The 19,921-nt window shown below is 56.4% G+C and carries 22 protein-coding genes; 15 read left to right on the top strand and 7 right to left on the bottom strand.

Annotation, left to right across the window (positions count from 1 at the left end; genetic code table 11):
* The first annotated feature begins 217 nt into the window (after nucleotides 1-217).
* From EDC27_RS14630 to EDC27_RS14585, 10 genes are all read left to right on the top strand, one after another.
* On the top strand, nucleotides 218-472 hold the full coding sequence (locus EDC27_RS14630) for a sulfurtransferase TusA family protein (protein ID WP_123291382.1): 255 nt from the start codon (nucleotides 218-220) through the stop codon (nucleotides 470-472).
* A 13-nt stretch (nucleotides 473-485) separates the two neighbouring features.
* Nucleotides 486-944 carry a hydrogenase iron-sulfur subunit gene (locus EDC27_RS14625; protein WP_123291381.1) on the top strand — a complete coding sequence of 153 codons (459 nt, stop codon included), beginning with the start codon at nucleotides 486-488 and terminating at the stop codon, nucleotides 942-944.
* Between the two features lie 12 nt (nucleotides 945-956).
* Nucleotides 957-2,267 (top strand): CoB--CoM heterodisulfide reductase iron-sulfur subunit A family protein, encoded by a 1,311-nt coding sequence (locus tag EDC27_RS14620; RefSeq protein WP_123291380.1) that lies wholly within the window; start codon nucleotides 957-959, stop codon nucleotides 2,265-2,267.
* A 23-nt stretch (nucleotides 2,268-2,290) separates the two neighbouring features.
* Nucleotides 2,291-4,219, top strand: coding sequence for a CoB--CoM heterodisulfide reductase iron-sulfur subunit A family protein (locus EDC27_RS14615; protein ID WP_123291379.1), 1,929 nt, complete (start codon nucleotides 2,291-2,293; stop codon nucleotides 4,217-4,219).
* 38 nt (nucleotides 4,220-4,257) lie between these two features.
* Complete coding sequence (locus tag EDC27_RS14610; RefSeq protein ID WP_123291378.1) at nucleotides 4,258-4,596, top strand: helix-turn-helix domain-containing protein; 339 nt, start codon at nucleotides 4,258-4,260, stop codon at nucleotides 4,594-4,596.
* Nucleotides 4,597-4,638: 42 nt separating this feature from the next.
* On the top strand, nucleotides 4,639-4,950 hold the full coding sequence (locus tag EDC27_RS14605; RefSeq protein WP_123291377.1) for a 4Fe-4S dicluster domain-containing protein: 312 nt from the start codon (nucleotides 4,639-4,641) through the stop codon (nucleotides 4,948-4,950).
* Nucleotides 4,943-5,887, top strand: a complete 945-nt coding sequence (locus tag EDC27_RS14600; RefSeq protein ID WP_123291376.1) for a (Fe-S)-binding protein — start codon at nucleotides 4,943-4,945, stop codon at nucleotides 5,885-5,887. Before EDC27_RS14605 ends, EDC27_RS14600 begins: the two co-directional genes overlap by 8 nt.
* Nucleotides 5,888-5,909: 22 nt before the next feature.
* A complete protein-coding gene (locus EDC27_RS14595; RefSeq protein ID WP_123291375.1) occupies nucleotides 5,910-6,278 on the top strand; it encodes a DsrE family protein in 369 nt (122 codons plus the stop codon).
* A gap of 265 nt (nucleotides 6,279-6,543) precedes the next feature.
* A complete protein-coding gene (locus tag EDC27_RS15835) occupies nucleotides 6,544-6,819 on the top strand; it encodes a hypothetical protein (RefSeq protein WP_148045784.1) in 276 nt (91 codons plus the stop codon).
* Between the two features lie 282 nt (nucleotides 6,820-7,101).
* Nucleotides 7,102-8,553, top strand: a complete 1,452-nt coding sequence (locus EDC27_RS14585; RefSeq protein WP_245994623.1) for a sigma-54 interaction domain-containing protein — start codon at nucleotides 7,102-7,104, stop codon at nucleotides 8,551-8,553.
* A gap of 73 nt (nucleotides 8,554-8,626) precedes the next feature.
* Here the strand turns inward: EDC27_RS14585 and EDC27_RS14580 are convergent, their stop codons facing one another.
* The 3 genes from EDC27_RS14580 to EDC27_RS14570 all read right to left on the bottom strand — a co-directional run bounded on the left by EDC27_RS14580 (nucleotide 8,627) and on the right by EDC27_RS14570 (nucleotide 11,082).
* Nucleotides 8,627-8,965: a hypothetical protein gene (locus EDC27_RS14580; RefSeq protein ID WP_123291372.1), complete on the bottom strand. Its 339-nt coding sequence runs from the start codon at nucleotides 8,963-8,965 to the stop codon at nucleotides 8,627-8,629.
* A 144-nt stretch (nucleotides 8,966-9,109) separates the two neighbouring features.
* The gene (locus EDC27_RS14575; RefSeq protein ID WP_123291371.1) at nucleotides 9,110-10,336 is read right to left on the bottom strand and encodes a SufB/SufD family protein; all 1,227 of its coding nucleotides are present in this window, start codon (nucleotides 10,334-10,336) and stop codon (nucleotides 9,110-9,112) included.
* A complete protein-coding gene (locus EDC27_RS14570; RefSeq protein ID WP_123291370.1) occupies nucleotides 10,315-11,082 on the bottom strand; it encodes an ABC transporter ATP-binding protein in 768 nt (255 codons plus the stop codon). The genes EDC27_RS14575 and EDC27_RS14570 overlap by 22 nt, the downstream gene beginning before the upstream one ends.
* Nucleotides 11,083-11,269: 187 nt before the next feature.
* On the opposite strand from EDC27_RS14570, the gene EDC27_RS14565 reads away from it, so the two are divergent.
* On the top strand, nucleotides 11,270-12,967 hold the full coding sequence (locus EDC27_RS14565; protein ID WP_123291369.1) for a DUF6178 family protein: 1,698 nt from the start codon (nucleotides 11,270-11,272) through the stop codon (nucleotides 12,965-12,967).
* A 429-nt stretch (nucleotides 12,968-13,396) separates the two neighbouring features.
* Here EDC27_RS14565 and mtaB read toward each other — a convergent pair whose 3' ends face one another.
* The 4 genes from mtaB to EDC27_RS14545 are packed head-to-tail and all read right to left on the bottom strand — an operon-like array spanning nucleotide 13,397 to nucleotide 16,708.
* The gene (gene mtaB, locus EDC27_RS14560; RefSeq protein WP_123291368.1) at nucleotides 13,397-14,698 is read right to left on the bottom strand and encodes a tRNA (N(6)-L-threonylcarbamoyladenosine(37)-C(2))-methylthiotransferase MtaB; all 1,302 of its coding nucleotides are present in this window, start codon (nucleotides 14,696-14,698) and stop codon (nucleotides 13,397-13,399) included.
* Between the two features lie 5 nt (nucleotides 14,699-14,703).
* The gene (gene mnmA, locus EDC27_RS14555) at nucleotides 14,704-15,786 is read right to left on the bottom strand and encodes a tRNA 2-thiouridine(34) synthase MnmA (protein ID WP_123291367.1); all 1,083 of its coding nucleotides are present in this window, start codon (nucleotides 15,784-15,786) and stop codon (nucleotides 14,704-14,706) included.
* A complete protein-coding gene (gene nifU / locus EDC27_RS14550) occupies nucleotides 15,725-16,216 on the bottom strand; it encodes a Fe-S cluster assembly scaffold protein NifU (RefSeq protein ID WP_123291485.1) in 492 nt (163 codons plus the stop codon). Before nifU ends, mnmA begins: the two co-directional genes overlap by 62 nt.
* A 39-nt stretch (nucleotides 16,217-16,255) precedes the next feature.
* Nucleotides 16,256-16,708 (bottom strand): NIL domain-containing protein, encoded by a 453-nt coding sequence (locus tag EDC27_RS14545; RefSeq protein ID WP_123291366.1) that lies wholly within the window; start codon nucleotides 16,706-16,708, stop codon nucleotides 16,256-16,258.
* A 235-nt stretch (nucleotides 16,709-16,943) separates the two neighbouring features.
* On the opposite strand from EDC27_RS14545, the gene EDC27_RS14540 reads away from it, so the two are divergent.
* The 4 genes from EDC27_RS14540 (at nucleotide 16,944) to EDC27_RS14525 (ending at nucleotide 19,892) form a co-directional block, all read left to right on the top strand.
* Nucleotides 16,944-18,071 carry a M24 family metallopeptidase gene (locus EDC27_RS14540; RefSeq protein WP_123291365.1) on the top strand — a complete coding sequence of 376 codons (1,128 nt, stop codon included), beginning with the start codon at nucleotides 16,944-16,946 and terminating at the stop codon, nucleotides 18,069-18,071.
* A gap of 28 nt (nucleotides 18,072-18,099) precedes the next feature.
* Nucleotides 18,100-18,543, top strand: a complete 444-nt coding sequence (locus tag EDC27_RS14535) for a CoA-binding protein (protein ID WP_123291364.1) — start codon at nucleotides 18,100-18,102, stop codon at nucleotides 18,541-18,543.
* Nucleotides 18,544-18,546: 3 nt separating this feature from the next.
* Nucleotides 18,547-19,356: an LbetaH domain-containing protein gene (locus EDC27_RS14530; RefSeq protein ID WP_123291363.1), complete on the top strand. Its 810-nt coding sequence runs from the start codon at nucleotides 18,547-18,549 to the stop codon at nucleotides 19,354-19,356.
* A gap of 92 nt (nucleotides 19,357-19,448) precedes the next feature.
* On the top strand, nucleotides 19,449-19,892 hold the full coding sequence (locus EDC27_RS14525) for a methyltransferase domain-containing protein (RefSeq protein WP_148045783.1): 444 nt from the start codon (nucleotides 19,449-19,451) through the stop codon (nucleotides 19,890-19,892).
* Nucleotides 19,893-19,921: the final 29 nt, after the last annotated feature.

The following is a 19,921-nucleotide window of genomic DNA, read 5'->3' as shown; positions in this document are numbered from 1 at the left end:
TCAGGGAAAGCTCAGGCCCAAAAAAGTTCGGCTGCGTTTCGAAACCCGCATGGCCGGCCGGCTCAAGCATCGTTGTCGGCCCGCCCCGATGCGGGAATTCCAGCCTTTGTGTGACCAAGGTGTTTCCTGGCATAGGGTTTGCCTGGAAACGATAGCGGTTGTTAGGTCGAGTCGATTGGGTAACCCAAAAAATTCCACGATAAGAAAGGAGTATTTTATGTCTACAGTAGATTTGAACACGTTGCAAGTGGCTTCTGTGGTCGATGCGCGAGGAAGCGCCTGTCCGGGGCCTTTGTTGGAAGCCAAGAAAGCTATTGGCAAAGTTAAAGTCGGCGAGGTTTTGGAAATTCTTTCCAGCGATCCCGGCACCAAGAACGACATTCCCGTGTGGGCCAAGAAGGTGGGCCATGAATATCTGGGTCATTTAAGCGCGGCTGGTTACGAGCGCATTTTCGTTCGCCGCAAGAAATAAGCAAGGAAACCCAATGAATGCTGCCCCTTTTTCCGGCAAAATTTTGATTCTGGCGACGGAAAGTTGCGCCTACCCGGGGGCCGACGCCGTCGGGCAGGCGCACATGAACTATCCGCCCAACACTTACATTATCAAGGTAAAAGCGCCCGTCATGTTCCCGGAGAGCTTCTACCTCAAGTGCTTTGATAAGGGCATTGCGGGCATTCTCATCATGAGTTGCGGCGTGGAATGTCCCTACGAGGGGGCCTACGAAGCTTTAGCTAAGCGCATCGATCGCGTCTATCAGCTCATGAAAGAACGGGGTTTGGACATTCGCCGTCTTCGGCTCACATCCATCTGCACGGTGTGCACTCGAGCCTTTCTTAATGAGGTCCAGCAAATGAACGATCTAGTTCGCGAGCTGGGACCTCCGGGCCGTGAGCAGACGATGGCGAACCCTTCTGAAAAGGGGCTCAAAGCGGTGACCGCTTGAATGAGGTGAATCATGACATCGCGTGAGACGCTGCGCTTTGACGCGCTCGTGGTGGGAGGCGGTATTGCCGGTCTGCAGGCGGCTTTGGACCTGGCGGATCAAGACTACACGGTGGCGGTGGTGGAAAAGGACGCCTCCATCGGTGGCACCATGATTCGCCTTTCCAAGGTGTTTCCCACGTTGGATTGCGCCAGTTGTATCACGACACCCAAGATGGCCGCAGCGGCCCATCATAAGAACATTAGGCTTTTTACCTTTTGTGAACTGGAATCCCTGCACCCCAACGGATCGGGAACCTTTGAAGCACGGATTCTAAAAAAGCCCCGCTACGTGGACGAAAACCGATGCATTGGCTGTCGCCAATGTGAGTATCACTGCCCGGTGTACGTGCCTGACGAAAATCAGGGTGGTTTTGCGGCGCGCAAGGCCATCCGTGTGCCGTTTTCCAACGCAGTGCCTCAAATAGCCGTTCTGGACGCGGAGCACTGCATGCTTTGCGGCTCGTGTGCCACGGTATGCCCGACGGATGCCGTGTGCTACGATCAGGAACCGGACCCTGTGGTCCTGGAGGTCCTCGCCGTCATCGTGGCCACCGGATTTTCCACCATGCCTTTGGAAGACAAGCCTCAGTATGGCCAGGGCACCGTTCCCAACGTGATCACCGCTTTGCAGATGGAGCGCCTCTTGGCACCTCACGGGCCGTATAACCGGGTGCTCCGTCCTTCGGACGGCATGGAACCCGACTCCATCGCCTTTGTGCAGTGTGTCGGTTCTCGGGACAAGAGCCTTGGCGTTTCCTACTGTTCTCGAGTGTGCTGCATGTATGCCATCAAGCAGGCCATGCTCCTCTCTGGAGCCCTGCCTCTAGCCGACATCACCATCTATTACATGGATATTCGTGCTTTTGGAAAGAACTATGAGCAGTTTTTTCAAAACGCTCAGGCTATGGGCATTCATTTCGTGAAAGCCAAGGTCGCGTGGATAGAAGGAGCAGAAAACGGATCCGTGGCGGTACGCTACGAAGACCAAATGGGCAATGGAGTGACCACAGCCTGGCATGACCTAGTGGTCTTGTCCGTGGGCAAACTTCCCGGTTGGAATCCGGTGGGGCGAACGCCTCTTGAGACGGAAAGCGACGGCTTTCTTCGGAGTCCTTACGCCAAGATCGCCCCCACGATCACCGGGGTGGATGGCATCTTTGCGGCCGGAGCCGCCCTGGGGCCGAAGGATATTGTGGACAGCATTGCAGAGGCGAGTGCGGCCGCAGCTCATGCTGCCAGTTACCTCCTCCAGCGTAAAAGGGACCTGAATTGGGCAGCGTGATCCTCTCTTAAGGAGTGTTTTCAATGGAAAATCGAGCCGAAGCATCCGCAAGGAATGACCAAACAGCCCGAGTGGGTGTTTACATTTGCCACTGCGGCGGCAACATTTCCGACCATGTGGATGTGGAAAGCCTGGCGGACAAGGCTGAGCATCTTCCCGGCGTGGCGGCTGTTCGCCGCAATATGTTCATGTGCTCCGACCCGGGCCAGGCAATGATTCTGGAAGATCTCCAAAAGGGCGTGGTGGACCGCGTCGTGGTGGCGTCCTGTTCCCCGAGCCTGCATGAGACGACTTTTCGCCGGGTCTTGGAACGGGCGGGAGTCAATCCCTACATGTATGAGCATGCCAACATTCGGGAACAGGTGAGTTGGGTGCATCATGGAGACGCCGCCACGCAAAAGGCCTTAACCTTGATTGCCGCCGCCACAGCCAAAGCACGGCTTCTGCAGCCTTTGGATCCCTTGCGTGTGGAGGCACGGCAGCACGTCACGGTCATCGGCGCCGGCATGGCAGGCATGCGTGCCGCCTTGGATCTGGCAGACCGAGGCTTTAGCGTGGCGTGCATCGAAAAGACTCCGTGGGTCGGTGGCCGTGCTGCCGCCCTAGATCGCGTGGCACCGACGGGGGAGGCCGCCTCGGACCTCATCCTCTCCTTGGCTCGGCGCATCATGCAGCATCCGTCCATCACGTTTTATCCCTGTGCTCGGCTCGTGGGCTTTGATGGGTATGTGGGAAACTTTTCCCTGGACGTGGAAATTGTTCCCCCGGAGGTACCGAACGATGAGGAGCTGCGGCGGGCGCACGAGGCGTGGACGGCAAAGGAACCTGTGTTTGTGCCATCTCGAGGGGCCTTGATTGCGCCTGTGCCGTCAACTCCCCAGAGGTTTCGCTTGGAGACCGGTGCCGTGGTGCTGGCCACAGGGTTTCGGCCATACGTCCCAAAACACGGAGAATACGGCTACGGCGTTTATCGAGAAGTCCTCACGCTTCCCCAGTTTATCGAAGCCCTTCGAGATACAGCCCCTCAGAAAGGCTCGACGCTCACCATCGACGGGCGCCCCATTCGCAGTATGGCAATGATCCATTGTGTTGGAAGCCGTCAAATTCCAGGCCTTCACGAAGAAGGACCCTCAGGACACCTCAACGAGTACTGTTCACGAACATGCTGCGCAGCGACCCTCTTTGCCGCCGCACAGGTGCGGGAACGCTTTCCCCAAACTCACGTGTTTGACTTTTACAGGGACATTCGAACCTACGGGCGAGGACAGGAAGAAATTTACCAGCACGCGGCCAAGAACAAGGTGTTGTTTTTTCGATTTGAACCGGAAAACCCGCCTCAGGTGCAGCCCTTTGACGGCCCGGGCGGTTTCCCGCTCACCGTGAGCGTTCAGGACACGTTGACTTTTGGCGAGGAGGTGCATGTTCCGGTCGATCTCGTGGTGCTCGCCGTGGGTATGGAGCCGTCCGACATCGGCGACCTGGTGCATTTAATGAAACTTCCCGTTGGAGCCGATCGGTTCCTGCTGGAAGTCCATCCCAAACTGCGCCCCGTTGAAATGGCCACCACAGGGATCCTGCTCGCCGGAACTTGCCAAGCTCCCATGGATATCGGCGAATGCTGTAACGCCGCTTCCGCGGCCGCATCCAAGGCCGCGGTGCTTCTGTCCAAGGGTTTCGTGACCTTGGATCCCTTTGTGGCCGAAGTCGATGCCCAAAAATGCGAGGGCACCGGCGCATGCCTGGAAGCGTGCCTTCGCGAAGGCGCCATTCGATGGGTCGAAGGGCAAAGGAATGGTCAAACCGTTCGTCACGCCGAGGTGGTTGCCGCCCTGTGCCTCGGGTGCGGAGCCTGTGTGGCCGTATGTCCCACGGGCGCTATACAGGTCAAAGGATCCACGTTGGCCCAGTTTGAAGCCATGGTGGAAGCCATCGCCGCTGAAGTAGCGGCGTAGATGAAGGCCATGGCAGACGGGCCGGGAAGGAAAAGGCCATGGATTTTCTCACAGAGCGCAAGCCGACTAAAGCTCAACACAAGGAAACGCTCAAGCGCCTTCGCACCCTTCGTCAAGACACCGTGCAGCGCGTGGCCGCTCAGGTGAAAGCTCAAAAGAAATGCATCGCCTCGATCAAGAGCGCGCTTCGTGACGGACCAAAAACGGTGCCGGAAATCGCCGAAGCCACCGGCCTCTCCCCCCAGGAAACCCTTTGGTGGATTGCCTCCTTAAAAAAATACGGCATGATTTTCGAGAGGGACAAGTCTGGTGCCTACTTCACCTATGGCCTTGCAGAAGATCAGGTGCCGAAAAGCGCGCCACCCACCGAATCTTGACACACTGTGGTTTTTAGAAACGAACCAAAACGGAGGCCGACCATGGCACTTGTCGATATTAACTTTGCCGATGAATTGGAGCAGTTCGGAGCGCCCAAGACCCTCGAATGTTTTCACTGCGGCACGTGCGCTGCCATCTGCCCTCTCATCGATCAGCATTTCCCCCGTCAAATGATTCGTTACGCTCAAATCGGGGCTAAGGATCGCATTCTGGAACGGGGCGCCGAACTGTGGCGCTGCCTTCACTGCGGTCTGTGCACCCAGACCTGCCCTCGAGAAGCCGACCCGGGAGAAGTCATTTTGGCCCTGCGGCGCTATGTGCTGCATCATTGGAGGAGTTCCGATCATGTATGATCCTCAGTCCATCATTCAACTCATTGCAGGCAATGTCCGGGCCACGCGTAACCCTTTCGGGGCCTTTTCGTGGGTCCTGAACCGGTGGTGGAAAGGCCTTGGGCTTCCGCGACAGGGAGACACCTTACTGGCCACAGGCCTCATGGTCCAGTCGGTTCCCTTCATTGAAAAGATCACGGGGCACCTTGAGAGGCTGGAGGACACTCGCTGGGCCCCTTTTGTGGGCTACGGAGCATGGATTCCAAAGAAACTGGTGCAATTGGGGTCCCTTTTCATGGTGAGGCCCAAGGAGCAGGCCCCATACAACCAAATCCTCAAGGATGTGGTGACGCTTCTTCGCCATTCCGGCATAAGGTTCGCCTATCGCCCGGACCTGGATTTTTACAGTGGCATCCTGCTCTACGATTTAGGAGATCACGAGGCATTCGTGGCTCACGCACGTTTTGTGGCTTCACAGTTGCGCAAGGCGGGCGTTCGAACCCTCATCACAGTCGATCCTCACACAACCTACGCCTTCAAGGTCTTGTATCCACGATATGCCCAAGCCGTGTTCAATGTGCACCCCTATTTTGAACTCCTGCGGCTTAAGGCGCCTCAGAACGGCCACCGAGTCACCGTGCATGATCCCTGTTTTTACGGGCGGTATGTGAAGCTTTCTCATATACCTCGCCATGTGCTTCGCGATGCGGGTGTCGTCGTCTGCGACGTGCCGCAGTCAGGGCTTCTGACCCATTGCTGTGGGGGGCCGGCCGAATCCGTGTCGCCCAATTTATCCCGGCATATCGTGACTCGGCGAGTGGAACAGTTGCAGCGCACCGGGGCCCCCATTTTAGCCATGTGCCCAATATGTCTTGGCAATCTGAAAAAGGTCGGAGCAGAGGTAGAAGATCTGGCCTCCTTCCTGGTTCGGCATGTCCTCAAACCTTCGAAACATTAAACACACAGAGGAGTCGGGAAAAATGGCAGAGGCAGAAAAAATCGTCTACATCGTCACCCACGCCGGGGACGACCCAGAGCGGGCCAGTCTTCCTTTTGTGCTGGCCAATGCCGCCCAGGCCATGGACGTGGAAGCTGTGGTGGTGCTGCAAGGGCCAGGGGTTTTTCTGGCCACCCATGGCTGTCTGGAGCATGTGTTTGCGGCCGGGCTTCCGCCACTTAAGGATCTGGTGCAAAACTACGTGGATGCCGGTGGGAAAATTCTCGTGTGCGGCCCGTGCATTAAGGAGCGCCACATCGAAGAAAGCGAGCTGATTCCCGGCGCTCAAGTGACCGCCGCCGGCGCTTTGACCCAACACATTCTGGAAGCCAAGGCCACGCTGGTCTACTGAACCCACGGAGCGATAAAACAGCCGGGCGCCTTACAATGCGGCACAGACGACCATGCGTTTCAGTTCCGCAAGGTTGTGCGCCACCGCACTCAGGCGCCTTTCCAACCAGAAACGTTGCGCGCGGAAGGAAAGCCCCTCCAACAGCCGGTTCAACCTCTGGTTATTTTCCATCCATGGCTTCAAAAGATCCGCTCTCACGTGGTCTAAAGGGTTTGTCTTTCTTATCCAAGCGATGTTCCACCTGCGTTCCAATGGAGTTCATGCGATGGTTGGTGTCATGGATGCGATCCTGGGGTTCATCGATCCGCCGGCCCAATGCAGCCCGGACCGCGTCCATTCGCTCGCCTCGTGCAGATCGAACGGGCGGAATCCGCTGGGCCAGCTCAGCCCGGGCCGTTTCAATCTGCGGCCTTACCTCCACGCGCAACGCATTCGTGCGGCGGCTTCGATCCGTCAGGTGAGCGTTGGCGTCTTTCAGCTAGCTGTTGAAGTCAACCGGCCATCTTTCAACCGCGCCTGCCTGCGTCTGGAGGTCTTTTAATTCCTCCATGCGGACTCCAAATTCAGGAAGAAAGATTTCCTGGAGGGTTCCTGGAGCGGAAACCTCCACTCCCGTGCTAGGCACCTCGGCTCTCATGGGCTCACCACGCCCAACAGAGCCTTTTCGCAGCACATTTCGCAGCGCTGCATTCCATTCAATCGATCCTTTTTGGAGGAGCGATGCGAAAATCATGGCCATCTTTTCGCCGGCTTTCATGCGGACGCAGGTTACGGGCACTTCTGGTTGACACGAGAAAATGATATATAAGGATCGAGAAGCATAATGGCAGACAATCACCAACGCCGCGTGACGCAAGAGCACCACCATATGCCGGCCATTCAACGCCATCTCGAAGACATCGTGAACACCATGAACGACGGTCTGATGGTCGTCGGACCGGACGGATCCCTTCTTTTGGTTAATGACGCCCTCTGCCGCATGATCGGTTACCGACGAGATGAACTCCTGGGTCGATCGTGCACTCTTTTGGACTGCGACAGCTGCGAAGGGATCCTCCGTCATGGGGGCACTCACTGGTGCCGTCTTTTTACCCTTGGCAACATCCACCATAAGCGCTGCGTGGTGATGCGCAAAGATGGCAGTTACGTCAGCGTGCTCAAAAACGCCGCCGTGCTCAAAGACGACAAGGGCGACATCATCGCCGCCGTGGAAACCCTCACGGATATTTCCGAACTCGACCGCAAAGATGAACAAATTGTGCGCCTTTCCCGCCTCTTGGACAGTGAAAAGGGTTTTCGAGGCATCATCGGCCTTTCACCCCCCATGCAAAAGGTGTTTGATCTGACGGAAAAGGCCGCCCAGAGTGACGCGCCGGTGATCATCTATGGGGAAAGCGGCACGGGCAAGGAACTCATTGCTCGAGCTATTCATGATCTGGGCCCGCACCGAGAAGGCCCTTACATTCAAGTCAATTGTGCCGCGCTGAACGAATCGCTTCTGGAAAGTGAGCTGTTCGGTCATGTGAAGGGGGCGTTTACGGGGGCGACCAGTCATCGGGAAGGGCGTTTTGAAGCCGCCAACGGTGGCGACATTTTTCTTGACGAAATCGGGGATGTGCCGCTGTCCATTCAGGTCAAATTGTTGCGCGTCTTGGAAAACAAAACGGTGGAAAGGGTAGGGGACCATCGCCCCATTCGCGTGGACGTGCGCATCATCACAGCAACCAACCGCGATTTACCCAAAATGGTTCGCGAAGGGACTTTTCGGGAAGATTTCTTTTATCGCATCAATGTGATCCCGATTTATCTTCCTCCCTTACGCCAGAGAATGGAGGACCTGCCCCTTCTGGTGGATTTCTTTCTCGAACAACACCGTCGCAAAGGAAAGAGGGTTCAGGGTGTGCATCCTCAGGCCATGGCTGCCCTCATGGCCTACCGTTGGCCGGGAAACGTTCGAGAACTCAAGAGCACTCTGGAATATGCCTGCGTTGTGACTGAAGACGGGCTCATTCGGCCCGAGCACCTGCCACCCCATGTGATGCAAGCCCAAGATGTTGTGTGCACGACAAGAACCGCCCCATCTGGCTTTCCGCAAAAATCGACCGTTGATGCTCAAAAACCGCATCGAGACCGCCGCCAGGAGCTCATTGATGCGCTGCGCCGCACCGGGGGCAACCAGAGCGAGGCGGCTCGAATCCTTGGGATCAGCCGCGTCACGGTTTGGAACCGCATGAAGCGCTATCAGATTGATCTACGCAAGGTTATTGCCGAATAAATGAATTCGGCCATCGAAAGCGCCGAGGCATCGAGAATGGCGTGCCGTTTTCACGAAGGGCATTCCAATGGGATCACCGGGCCGTCAATTCTCCGGGAAATTGGCCCAGTGGTCGCTGGAAGGTATAGGCAAAGGGTTCAGCCACAAGCTTTTCGGTCACCGCATCCACACTGCCTGAAAAAGCCGCAAACGGCAAAGCGATAACCGTTCCCACAAGCCCGACAGCACACGCGGCAATGCCGATGGGGCGGGCAATGAGCACGTCAGCCAGCATAATCCCACCGTCCGGGCTCGATTCGGCAGCCTTCTGCTGGGCGTACGTTCCCGGGTTCTCGGCCCAGACGGGTTGCCATGCCATTAACACACCGGCTAAAGCCATCGCACAAACCCACAAGATGCCCCATCGTTTCATGATAAGCCCCTTCTAAGACCCTATTGGAAAATGCTCTTAGAGCCTCTTTCGGTGGGAGCAGTGCACCGCGAGCTCGTCTTGGACGGCTCGCGCCGCTCCCACCGATTCCGTGTCCTAACTAGTGTCTGTAATCTATGGAATAAACTACATAACATCCTTATCGCTTTGCTCCACGGCGCGATCGATTTCCGCTTTGAGCTGAGGCGGCAATCCCGGAATGTCCACGCTGAGAAATCCTCGCACGATGGTGGCAGTCGCCTCGTCTTCCGTGAGACCGCGAGACATGAGGTAGGCGATCTCTTCTGCGGCAATTTTCCCCACTGCCGCCTCATGGCTCATTTCCACACCGTCCACGTGACCTTCCAGTTCGGGAATGGCGTGAATGATCCCACCGTTAAGGATCAAGCCCTTGCATTCCAAATGCGCCTTAATGTCGGGCACTTCCCCGATGAGGTGCCCTCGCGCGATGATCTTTCCACCGTTGCTGATGGTTCGGGCCACAATTTCCGCCCGGGTGCCGGGTTTTTTTAGATAAACTCGGCCTCCCACATCGTACTCCGATCCCGGACTGCCCACGATAATGCTGTAGAATCGAGCGATGGAATTGTCGCCCACAAGGTGCGTGGTGGGATACATTTGCAGGGAACGCACAGGTTTCATGCACACATAGTTGTTGAGAAACAAGCCGCCTTCTTCCACCCGAGCCACGGACCGGGGCCGTACGGCCATGTCCTCTGCCCAGTTGTGGATCATGGTGAAGCTCAACTTTGCGTTCTTCTTGACAAAAAATTCCGAAATGCCCAGATGCGCGCCGCGCGTCATGTGGGGCGATGTGGAACATCCCGTGATGATGTGCAGTTCAGAATCCTCTTCGGCAATGATGATATTGTGCACGTTTTGTTGCAGGTTTTGCTTGTCAAGGTACAGACACGCCTGCACGGGGTAAATGGATTTGGCCCCCGGCAGCGCTCGAATCACATAGCCGTCATGCAGGTTCAGTTCCACGGCGGCGGTGTATTTATCCGCATCCACCGGCACGAGTTTCCAGTAGTAATCCCATATCCAGTCGTATTTTTCCAGAGCCTCTCTAATAGGTAGGACTTCAATCCCTTCCTGTTTCGCACCACAGCGCACCACAGAGGTATCCATTTGAATGTAGGTGCCGCTGCGCTCGGATTCTGTCACATCAAAGCCGGCCATGAGCAGCCTCTGCTTCTCCATAGCGGGAAGGGACAAAAGCTCCTCTTTATCCATAGGTCGGCGTTCAACCGGGCTTGTATTGAACTGACCCAGATCGATGTCGGCCCCAAGGGCCGCCGGCTTGTTCACCGCCTTGAGGGCTCTTTCTCTCAATTGCTCGCGATCGTGCATCGTACACACTCCTCATATCCCATTTCGCTGATACAGTGCAGAATTTCACGGGGATTGTCAGAACAGCTGAGCACCCCGTCATAGAGCACCTGGCCTTTGTCCGCGGTGAGATATTCCAGAATGTAGCCCGTGTGGGTAATGATGAGCCCCATCTTGGTGCGCTCCCGCTTGACCTGAAGCATGGATTTGATGTCCGTGGGAGCGCATTCTTTTTGAAGCAATCGCGCGATGGTCTGACTCACCAGCGCGATGTTTTCCATATCCACGCCGGATTCCGGCTCATCAAAGAGCATTAGGTCCGGGTCTTGCGCCATGAGCTGCAGCAGTTCGGACCTTTTGATTTCGCCGCCGGAAAACCCCGCGTTCACGTCTCGATCCAGGAAATCCTGAAAATTCACCTTGCGCGCCAACTCATGAACGTTGATCTCTCGGTCGCCGCCGCAAATCTTGACCATTTGATGCGTTTTGACGCCATGAATGGTCGGCGGTCTTTGGTACGCCATACCGATGCCCAATTTGGCCCGTTCATTGATGGGCAGGTGCGTGATGTCCACCCCCTTGAAAAAGATCTTGCCCCCGGTGACTTTGTACTGAGGGTAACCCATGATGGTCATGAGCAGAGACGTCTTTCCCGAGCCGTTGGGGCCGAAAAGAATGTGGGTTTCGCCCGGCTTAATTTCCAAGTCGATGTGTTTGAGGATTTTCTTTCCGGCCAGTTCCACTTCCAAGTCTTCGATCACCAGCATGGATGAACTCCTTTGTGTCGTCGTTCTCGTACCAACTTTTACAATTTCTACCCTAAGCACTAAAAACCCTGCAAGCAAGCGAAATCTTTTACTCCGCCTTGACTTTACCCCACCAGGGTGAATATGAGTCTTTGCCGAATTGCTCACCGGGCAACGACTTCAAGATGCACATTGGGATAGGAGACTCATGGCCAAAGACGTGATCGACTTGGAAGCCAAGCGATGGACCAAATTGCCGCCGCGTCTTCTGGCTCGGCACCTCATGACCCTTTCCGCCAAGGAACGCATGGAAACCATTATTTCCAGGCCAGATGCGGAAGCCGTGGCGGCCGCCTTATCCGACCAGGACTTCTACCTGACCGTCAAGGAAATCGGCGCGGAGGATGCCTTACCCTTGCTGGCTGTGGCCTCACTGGATCAGATCACCCACGTTTTTGACCTGGAAATGTGGCGCAAGGATCGCATCGTTCCCGGCCCGGCCATCCAGTGGTTGGATCGGCTGTTTCGCGCGGACCCCAAGCGCATGTTGGCCTGGCTCTATGCCGCGGATTTTGAACTGCTCGTTTCCCTGTTTAAAAAATGGATTCGCGTGGCTCAAAGGCCCGATGAGATCGATCCCTTGGAAGCCGTGGATTTTCTGCCGAAAAATACTTTGGACGATCAATACTATTGGGAAACGTTTTACCCCCAGTTTGAGCATCTCATTCGCCAAGTCCTGAGCTACCTTTTCGAGACGCACTACGGTTTTTACAAGGAACTCATGGACCACCTGCTGTGGGCTTTGGAGCCGGAAATGGAAGAGGAGGCCTATCGTTTTCATCGAGGCCGTTTGGAAGACCGCGCCATTCCTGATTATTACGATGCGCTGGAAATCTACAAGCCCTTGGACCTGCGCAGCATCCCTTTTGAAAAAATTCCTCTAAGCGAACCGTCGCAAGATGAGGGCCCGTCATCCCCGGGATTCGCGCTCATACCCATGGCGGAAGGAGCCTTACTACAGCGGGCTCTGGCGCAAGTGAACGATTCCCGCCTTGTGGACACTCTGCGCTGGGAAATGGCCGCCTTGGCCAACAAAATCGTGGTGGCTGACGGACTCGCTCCCGATGTCCCCGACGACTTGCACGAAGCGGCCGAAAAGGCCGCAGCCATGGTGAACCTTGGCCTGGATCTGCTCAGCGCGGGAAACGAGTCCCTGGCCTTAAGAGCTGTCCAGGAAGTGTACATGGAACACCTCTTTCGAGCAGCCCAGGCGAAGGTCTTCGGCGTGCAAAAAAGGCTGAAAGCGCTCCTGCGCGACGGCTGGATCGCGCGCTGGCCCCTGGGACAGACCATTCTGGACACTCCATGGGCCGAAAGGGTTGCCGCCCTTTTGCATAAAACCCCAAAGTTGTATCGAATCCAGGGGGCCAAACGGCCTCGCGTCGTGGAAACCTTTCTTCAGGACCGTCGCGATCTGCACGATGCCAGGACGTGGGTCGCCGTGGTGGAATCGGTCGAGCCCTTGTTTGACGTGGTCCAGGTCACCGTGGAAGACCTTCAAGGAAAGCTGTGGCTTGAGGGCCAGGTGCGCGTTCTCGAAGAGGTGACCCTGGGCGTTTTGCTTTTGACTGCTGCCGGTACCGCCCTTTTGACGGAACGATGGACCATGAAGCCCATTCCCCTGGCCCAGTGGCCTCGACTTTTTAGCCGAGCCACGCCCCAACGCTTAGAAACCCTTTTGCAAGAAATCGTGCACAGCAAAATTCAAGATTCCCAACAACGGCGCCTGGCATGGATCTACGTGGACGGGTTGCTCCAAAAGTATAGGGAAGAAACGGAATCCTTTGCCCCCCACAATGCGCCCGATGCGCGGCTCATGAGCCTCTTTCTCTTTGACCCCACCTAGGACGCCATGAAGATCCCTCCCAACTGTTACGCCCGCGCGAGTGGGAGTCTATAGATCATCGGCCATTGCGTCCCGAACCGAGCATCACCATGGCCTTTGTCACTGCCCTCGTCACTCCCGCGTAAACGGGAACCCATCCGCGTTTTGCCTTTTCCGTGGAACAACACCCAATCGTCACTCCCGCGCAAGCGGGAGTCTATCACCCACCATCTGGGCCTTCCGGGCTTTTGCTCGGGGTGCAGGCATATCCCACTCGAAAGGTGTTTCTGAGGCCCTGGCGACAGCGATGGGATAGAACGTGGAGTGTCATTTCGGTTGAGCGGCTTGCCGTCCGTTACAAAGGCATGCACCTCAAGAGCTTTAATAGGAGACTTGCTTGTTCGCCGCGATTATGCCTTATGCCGTGGCCGGGGGTGAAGAGCTTTTGGGTCAATCCAAAATGGTGCCAAAGAGGCCGGCGTCGGTCAACCGATTCACGCGAACCCGCACGAGACGGCCCGGTGCCACTGGGTGTTTTGTGGAAAAATGGATCGTGAGGTAGTTCTCCGACGTCCCTTTCCAGAGATTGGATGGCAGAGCGTTTTCCACTAAAACTTCAAGTACCGCCCCCACAAAACGTTGCTGAAAGGCCCTTTTTTTGCGCCGGCCCAGATCCCGCAGCACGCGCGCTCGCCCCTTGAGCACGTCGCCCACGGCCCGACCCTTCATGGCGGCCGCTTGCGTTCCAGGCCGCGGGGAGTACGGGAACACATGAAGGTAGGTCACAGGCAAGGATTCCAAAAGCCGCACCGTGCGCGAAAAATGCGCGTCCGTCTCTCCGGGAAATCCCACGATGACGTCAGCTCCAAAAGCCGCATGGGGAAATATTTTGTGCAGGGTCTGCACCGTGTCGGCATATTCTTCGGGGCCGTAAGGCCGGCCCATGGCGGCGAGAATCTCCCCATCGCCGCTCTGCAACGGCAGATGAAAATGGGGGCAAATCCAGGTATAGGTGGTGAGCGCTTGAAGAAGATTGCCGGTGATTTCTTTAGGTTCCAAAGAGCTGAGGCGAATCCTTGCGGAATGGCGCACTTTGTCCATGGCCTTTAGGAGTTCGCCCAGGCCGTCCACACCCAGGTCCAGGCCCCATTGCCCCAGATGAATACCCGTCAAGACCACTTCCCGATATCCAGCAGAGATCAGCCGCTCCAATTGCCGAATCACTTCCGAGGTTTCGAGGCTTCGGCTGCGCCCTCGACTGAACGGGACGATGCAGTAGCTACAAAAGGCGTCGCATCCATCCTGAACCTTGAGAAAGGCTCGGCTGCGATCGCCCAGCATGTTCGTCACGGGAAGGGGTTCCAAGGGACCGTAGCGCCGAGCATCTCCGACGGCGACACAGGGCTCATGCAATGAACCCGGCTTTTTCAACCAGGAGAGCAGTTGAAACTTTTCCTCGGTGCCCACGATATGGGTGGCCAGGCGTTCCTGAGCATACCGATCCCGGTGGATTTGCGCATCACAGCCCACCACGGCGATGTGCGCCTTGGGATTCGTGCGTGAGGCACGGCGCACAAGCTGCCGCGTCTGGTATGAGGCCTTGTTGGTGACCGCGCAACTGTGCACGATGTAGAGATCGGCTCTGGCGGAAAAAGGCACGGGCTGCCAACCAGCTCGAGTCAGGCTTTCAAAAAAGGCCGAACTCTCGTACTGGTTAACCTTGCAACCCAGTGTCTCCAAAGCGAACCGCATGAATCTCAAATCTCCCCTGAATTTTTCTGCAACACACCGCCGCCCAGGACCGTGCTTCCATCGTAAAAGACGGCGGCCTGCCCCGGCGTGACAGCCCGCTGTGGCGCTTCAAAGCGCACGCGCACCGTACCATTCGACTGAGGAAGAATCACGGCCGGAGCCGCACGATGCTGATAGCGAAGGCGCACGAAAGCTCGAAGGGGTTTCGAGGGCGGGTCGATGGAAACCCAGTTCAGTTGGCCCACAAGGGCTTCCGAAGCCAGTAGGTCCCGGGCCCGACCGACCCACAAGGTGTTGGTTTTCGGATCCAACGCCAGGACGTAATAGGGGGCTGTGGACGGAATATCAATGCCTCGGCGCTGTCCCACCGTGTAACGATAAAGACCTTTGTGACGACCAATGTAAGCCCCTGAAGTGTCTCGAACCGGCCCTTCGGCATGGAGCGTGGCCTGCGGCCAATATTCCTCCACAAAACGCCGATAGTCGCCCGACGCAATAAAGCAAATTTCCTGGCTTTCTTCGTGAAGAAGCGCGTCAAAGCCGTAGGTGCGAACCCAGAGTCGTGTGGATTCCTTGGTTTCATTGCCGAGAGGAAAAAGGGCGCGAGCCAATTGCTCCTGGCTCAACCCGTAAAGAAAGTAGGATTGATCCTTTCGCGCATCGGCGCCACTCAGCAAAGCGTAGCGCTCAGCGGGCCTTTCAGGAGCCTTCAAGCGCACATAATGGCCGGTAGCCAATTTGTCGGCTCCGGCCTTGAGAGCCTGCTGAAGCAGATAGCCGAACTTGATGGTCGGGTTGCACAAAACGCAGGGATTTGGCGTGAGCCCCTCTGCGTAGGCTCGAAGAAAAGGGTTGATGACCTTCTGGAAAAAAGTTTCGCGGCAGTCCACCACAAAAAGAGGGATATCCAGCCTTTGCGCCAGAACTTGAAGGCGGGATTCCCTGTGCCGGTCGGTTTCGGCGGTATCCGCCAAGCCGAAGGTAGGAAGCCGCATGTGAAAGGCCATGACCTCATGGCCGGCCTCCTTAAGAAGCCATGCGGCCCTCAGACTGTCCATTCCCCCGCTCAGGGCTATGGCAACACGCATGCTGCGGTTCTGCTTCCTGCTCCAAGTGCTCGTCTTCCAGAGGCACCACCTTTTCCGGGTGCCCGTTTTTTCTCCAATAGTCGTTTACGGCGGCCTTGAGGGCGTCCGTGCCCAAATTGGAACAATGGAGTTTCTTTTCCGGAAGCCCTCCCAGGGCTCGAGCCACCTCATCCTGGTTGATGCGAACGGCCTCTTCCAAGGTTTTTCCCTTGGCCATCTCGGTGACCATGGAACTGACGGCGATGGCGGCACCGCATCCAAAGGTTTTAAATTTGACGTCGGCGATGCGGTTGTCTTTCACCTGGATGGTCATGCGCATGATGTCACCACAGTTCACGTTACCGATTTGCCCGATGCCGTCGGGATTTTCCAATTCACCGACGTTTCTCGGGTTCATAAAGTGGTCCATGACAATGTCGCTGTAGTTCATGGGGTGAACCCTCCTTGAAGTGGGTTTTATGCCGCCAACCTATGCTTGATGCCTGGGATCGTCATCTTCCAGGGTCATTTTCTGGTCAAAAAGCACGATCATGGCGCGCGACGGACATGTCTTGACGCACAGCTCGCAGGCGCTGCACCGTTCCGAATCAAACAGAACTTCCATTTCGGGCCTCTTGATGTAAAGCGCTCCCGTAGGGCACACCGCCGTGCAGGCACCGCACTGGTAACATTTTTCTTCGTCTCGGCGAATTCCCTGCGCAATGGATTCCACAATGACCCCGATGTCTTTCAGATACTGCAGGCCCCGCTCGTAGTCTCTTCGGTTGCCCCGTAGTTCCATGACCATGAGGCCTTCCTTGCGCGGAAAGATTTGCGCCTTGAGAATGTTAAAGGAAAGGTTGTAATTGCGTACGAGATTGGTCACGATGGGCTTGTCGACAATCTCTTTGGGAAAGCGTAAAACGAGCATGCGTGCATACATGGCTGAACCCTCAAGAGCCCTTTGCTTTTTTAAGGGGCTGAAATGGGTCAACGTCACATTTGAGGATAAACGTCCAGACAGCTCTGCTTAAAGGAGCCGAAAGGTTCTGTCAAGACACCTCGAAACCCAAGACCTTTCTGGCCCTGGATGGCGCGTTCCAAATGGACACATTTCAAAAAGAGCGCACACCCACTCATACTCTTGTTTTTACTAAAAAAACAAAGAAAGGAGCCTCATGATTTCAGAACCTTTCGCCTCCCGTCTTCATGCCCTCAGAACCACCATGGAAACTCTCGCCCTGGACACCATGCTCATCACGGTACCGGAAAACCGCTACTACCTCAGCGGCTTTCGCGCCGAAGACATGAACCTAATTGAAAGTTCCGGTCAACTTCTCATCGGCATGGACCGCCAGGTTCTGCTCACAGACTTTCGCTACGAGGAACAGGCCGCTTCGGAAGCTCAGGGCTACGAGCTGGTCACCTATCGAGAAGGCTGGGAGCAGGTGCTGCCCGATCTTCTGCGCTCTTTTCACACACGCCGAATGGGTGTGGAAGGGCACCACCTGACATGGGAACGGTTTCGGCAGCTGGAGACGGCCCTGCGGGACGTGTGCCCTCAAGGGGAACTGTGGGGGGAAGAGGCTCTGGTGGAAAAGATGCGCATGGTCAAAACGGACTCAGAAATTGAAAGCATGCGCCAGGCTCTGCGCCTGACCGAAATGGTTTTTGATCAGATTTGGCAGGAGATGGTTTCGGGGCGAACGGAAAGGGACGTGGCCTGGGCCATTGAAAAGGGACTTCGAGAAGCGGGAGCGGAGGCGGTCTCTTTTCCGCCCATTGTAGCTTCCGGCCCCAACAGTGCTTTACCTCACGCAGTCCCAACAAATCGGCGCATCACGGACGAAGACGCCGTCATTGTGGACCTGGGAGCCAGGTACAAGCTCTATTGCTCGGACATGACCCGCACATGGCTTGGGCCAAAGGCTCCTCAAAAGCTCAAGGACATCTACCGCATTGTGCGGGACGCGCAGCGGGCGGCCATGGAAGCCATTCGAGCTGGCGTGGATTCCCATGATGTGGACGGTGTGGCTCGAGGGCTCATCGATCGCGCGGGCTACGGCGCCGCCTTCGGCCATGGCCTCGGGCACGGTATTGGACTTGCCGTGCATGAAAAACCAGGATACGGAAAAAAAACATCCGTCGTGCTTCAAGAAAACATGGTGCTCACCGTGGAACCGGGAATCTACATCTCAGGCCTCGGAGGGGTACGCTTGGAAAATATGGTTCGAGTGACCGCCAACGGCTGCGAGTGTCTCAGCCGAAATGACTGGTTTCTCGATGCATCGTTGGAGCATATTTGAGAAGTCCCAAGGGAAAAGGAGGTGTTCCATGGCCGAATGTGAAATACCCCGTGAAAATCTGCCCGATCCCGAAATCAAGGAACTTCTGCAAAGGGCCCAAACCATCGCCGTGGTGGGGGTGTCCCACAAGGAAGATCGGGACAGTCACAAGGTGGCCCGTTACCTCAAAGAACACGGCTACACCATGATTCCGGTCAACCCCAAGTACAAGGAGGTCCTCGGAGAACCCTGTTACCCGGACCTCAAATCGGTGCCCGTGCCTGTGGACATTGTGAACATCTTTCGAAACATCGAAGCCATTCCCGGCATCGTGGACGAAGCCATCGACGTGGGGGCCAAGGCGGTGTGGATGCAGCTGGGTTTGTGCCACAACGCCTCTGCTGAAAAAGCGCGACAGGCCGGCATGCAGGTGGTCATGAACAAGTGCATCAAGATTGAACATTCCAGGCACTTCGCCACGCACAAGGAATAAGCCATGGAAAGACTGAAAGCCACCACGCTCTTTGACCTTCAGGAGTTTTCCCATCGCGACGTTTTTCCTGCCGAAGCGCCCGTGTGGGAAACCCTCTCGAACCTCAAAGGCTATTTGGAACAACACCTTGTGTCTTCCATCATGGGACTCAGTTCCTACGGCATGCCGCTTCCTCAAACGGTGGTGCTCTTTGAAGGGCGGGTCTGGTATGACGGTTTCGAAATTCTTGGCGGGAACGTGACGAAGGGAAATTTCCGAGTGCGCGTCCGGGGTCAAGAGACACTGGAAGCCACCGTGCTTTATGCCGGGTCTGTGTTCATGGACCCTTACGTGCAGCTGGGCAAAGGCACGGTGGTGGAGCCGGGAGCGCTGATCAAGGGGCCGACCATCATCGGGAACGGCACGGAGATCCGCCAAGGAGCGTATCTTCGCGGCACCTGTCTGGTGGGGGACCGCTGCGTGGTAGGCCATACGACGGAAGTTAAGGGAAGCATCTTTTTGGACGGCGCCAAGGCCGGGCATTTTGCCTATGTGGGAGACAGCATAGTGGGCAGAAATGTAAACCTCGGCGCCGGAACCAAGCTGGCCAACCTCAAGATCAAAGGCAATGCCATTCGCATCAGGACGGAGAGCAGCATCGTCGACACAGGACGACGCAAACTGGGCGCCATCATCGGAGATGGCACCGAAATCGGGTGCAACGCCGTCACCAACCCCGGCACCATCCTAGGTCAAAAATGCCTCGTCTTTCCGCTCACCTCAGTCCCCGCAGGAATCTACAAGGACCGCAGCGTCATCGGGGGAAAAAAGTGACCGGGTTTCCCGAGGCAGATCTCTGTGCCCGAGTCGTCGCCCACTTTTCCCAACGCCACCGCGAGTATGAAAAAAAGGGAGGCGCCTACAAGATGACTCCACGGGGGGTCTGGGCCACGGCCTCGCCCCAGGCGCTGCTGGAGTTCTTTCATGCGGTGAAGTTGCAAAGGTACAGCCGGTTCGCAGACCTCGGATGCGGCGATGGTGTCGCGGTGTGCTGCGCGGCCCTTTTTTGCCGTGCCGTGGGCATCGAGGCGGACGAGGGCCTGTGCTTTGAGGCTCAGGAAAACGCTCGAGCCTTGGGGCTCATGCACAGAACAGCCTTTGTGTGCGCCGACTTTCAGCATCTTCGACTCAGTTCCTTTGACGTCCTTTACATTTACCCCGACAAACCCTTGGCCGGGTTGGAGCGAAAACTGACGAGCTGGAGCGGGACTCTTCTGGTCTACGGCCCGCACTTTTCCCCAAAGGGCTGCAAACCCGCGCAGGTATTCCGATGGAAAAAGGAAACCCTGAGCCTTTATGCCTTCCCGTAACCCCATGCAAAGGACACACACTGGAAAGC

The sequence above is a fragment of the Desulfosoma caldarium genome, from assembly GCF_003751385.1.
Classification (GTDB): domain Bacteria; phylum Desulfobacterota; class Syntrophobacteria; order Syntrophobacterales; family DSM-9756; genus Desulfosoma; species Desulfosoma caldarium.
This window is presented reverse-complemented; position numbering and strand designations above follow the sequence as displayed.

What these genes read in the sequence shown, in the direction of transcription:
- EDC27_RS14545 (WP_123291366.1), bottom strand. Translation starts at nt 16,708, where the DNA reads ATGTATGCACGCATGCTCGTTTTACGCTTTCCCAAAGAGATTGTCGAC.
- EDC27_RS14585 (WP_245994623.1), top strand. Translation starts at nt 7,102, where the DNA reads ATGGCAGACAATCACCAACGCCGCGTGACGCAAGAGCACCACCATATG.
- EDC27_RS14610 (WP_123291378.1), top strand. Translation starts at nt 4,258, where the DNA reads ATGGATTTTCTCACAGAGCGCAAGCCGACTAAAGCTCAACACAAGGAA.
- EDC27_RS14625 (WP_123291381.1), top strand. Translation starts at nt 486, where the DNA reads ATGAATGCTGCCCCTTTTTCCGGCAAAATTTTGATTCTGGCGACGGAA.
- EDC27_RS14535 (WP_123291364.1), top strand. Translation starts at nt 18,100, where the DNA reads ATGGCCGAATGTGAAATACCCCGTGAAAATCTGCCCGATCCCGAAATC.
- EDC27_RS14620 (WP_123291380.1), top strand. Translation starts at nt 957, where the DNA reads ATGACATCGCGTGAGACGCTGCGCTTTGACGCGCTCGTGGTGGGAGGC.
- mtaB (WP_123291368.1), bottom strand. Translation starts at nt 14,698, where the DNA reads ATGCGGTTCGCTTTGGAGACACTGGGTTGCAAGGTTAACCAGTACGAG.
- EDC27_RS14575 (WP_123291371.1), bottom strand. Translation starts at nt 10,336, where the DNA reads ATGCACGATCGCGAGCAATTGAGAGAAAGAGCCCTCAAGGCGGTGAAC.
- mnmA (WP_123291367.1), bottom strand. Translation starts at nt 15,786, where the DNA reads ATGCGTGTTGCCATAGCCCTGAGCGGGGGAATGGACAGTCTGAGGGCC.
- EDC27_RS14630 (WP_123291382.1), top strand. Translation starts at nt 218, where the DNA reads ATGTCTACAGTAGATTTGAACACGTTGCAAGTGGCTTCTGTGGTCGAT.
- EDC27_RS14530 (WP_123291363.1), top strand. Translation starts at nt 18,547, where the DNA reads ATGGAAAGACTGAAAGCCACCACGCTCTTTGACCTTCAGGAGTTTTCC.
- EDC27_RS14525 (WP_148045783.1), top strand. Translation starts at nt 19,449, where the DNA reads ATGACTCCACGGGGGGTCTGGGCCACGGCCTCGCCCCAGGCGCTGCTG.
- EDC27_RS14580 (WP_123291372.1), bottom strand. Translation starts at nt 8,965, where the DNA reads ATGAAACGATGGGGCATCTTGTGGGTTTGTGCGATGGCTTTAGCCGGT.
- EDC27_RS14570 (WP_123291370.1), bottom strand. Translation starts at nt 11,082, where the DNA reads ATGCTGGTGATCGAAGACTTGGAAGTGGAACTGGCCGGAAAGAAAATC.
- EDC27_RS14595 (WP_123291375.1), top strand. Translation starts at nt 5,910, where the DNA reads ATGGCAGAGGCAGAAAAAATCGTCTACATCGTCACCCACGCCGGGGAC.
- EDC27_RS14600 (WP_123291376.1), top strand. Translation starts at nt 4,943, where the DNA reads ATGTATGATCCTCAGTCCATCATTCAACTCATTGCAGGCAATGTCCGG.
- nifU (WP_123291485.1), bottom strand. Translation starts at nt 16,216, where the DNA reads ATGAACTACAGCGACATTGTCATGGACCACTTTATGAACCCGAGAAAC.
- EDC27_RS14605 (WP_123291377.1), top strand. Translation starts at nt 4,639, where the DNA reads ATGGCACTTGTCGATATTAACTTTGCCGATGAATTGGAGCAGTTCGGA.
- EDC27_RS15835 (WP_148045784.1), top strand. Translation starts at nt 6,544, where the DNA reads ATGGTTGGTGTCATGGATGCGATCCTGGGGTTCATCGATCCGCCGGCC.
- EDC27_RS14615 (WP_123291379.1), top strand. Translation starts at nt 2,291, where the DNA reads ATGGAAAATCGAGCCGAAGCATCCGCAAGGAATGACCAAACAGCCCGA.
- EDC27_RS14540 (WP_123291365.1), top strand. Translation starts at nt 16,944, where the DNA reads ATGATTTCAGAACCTTTCGCCTCCCGTCTTCATGCCCTCAGAACCACC.
- EDC27_RS14565 (WP_123291369.1), top strand. Translation starts at nt 11,270, where the DNA reads ATGGCCAAAGACGTGATCGACTTGGAAGCCAAGCGATGGACCAAATTG.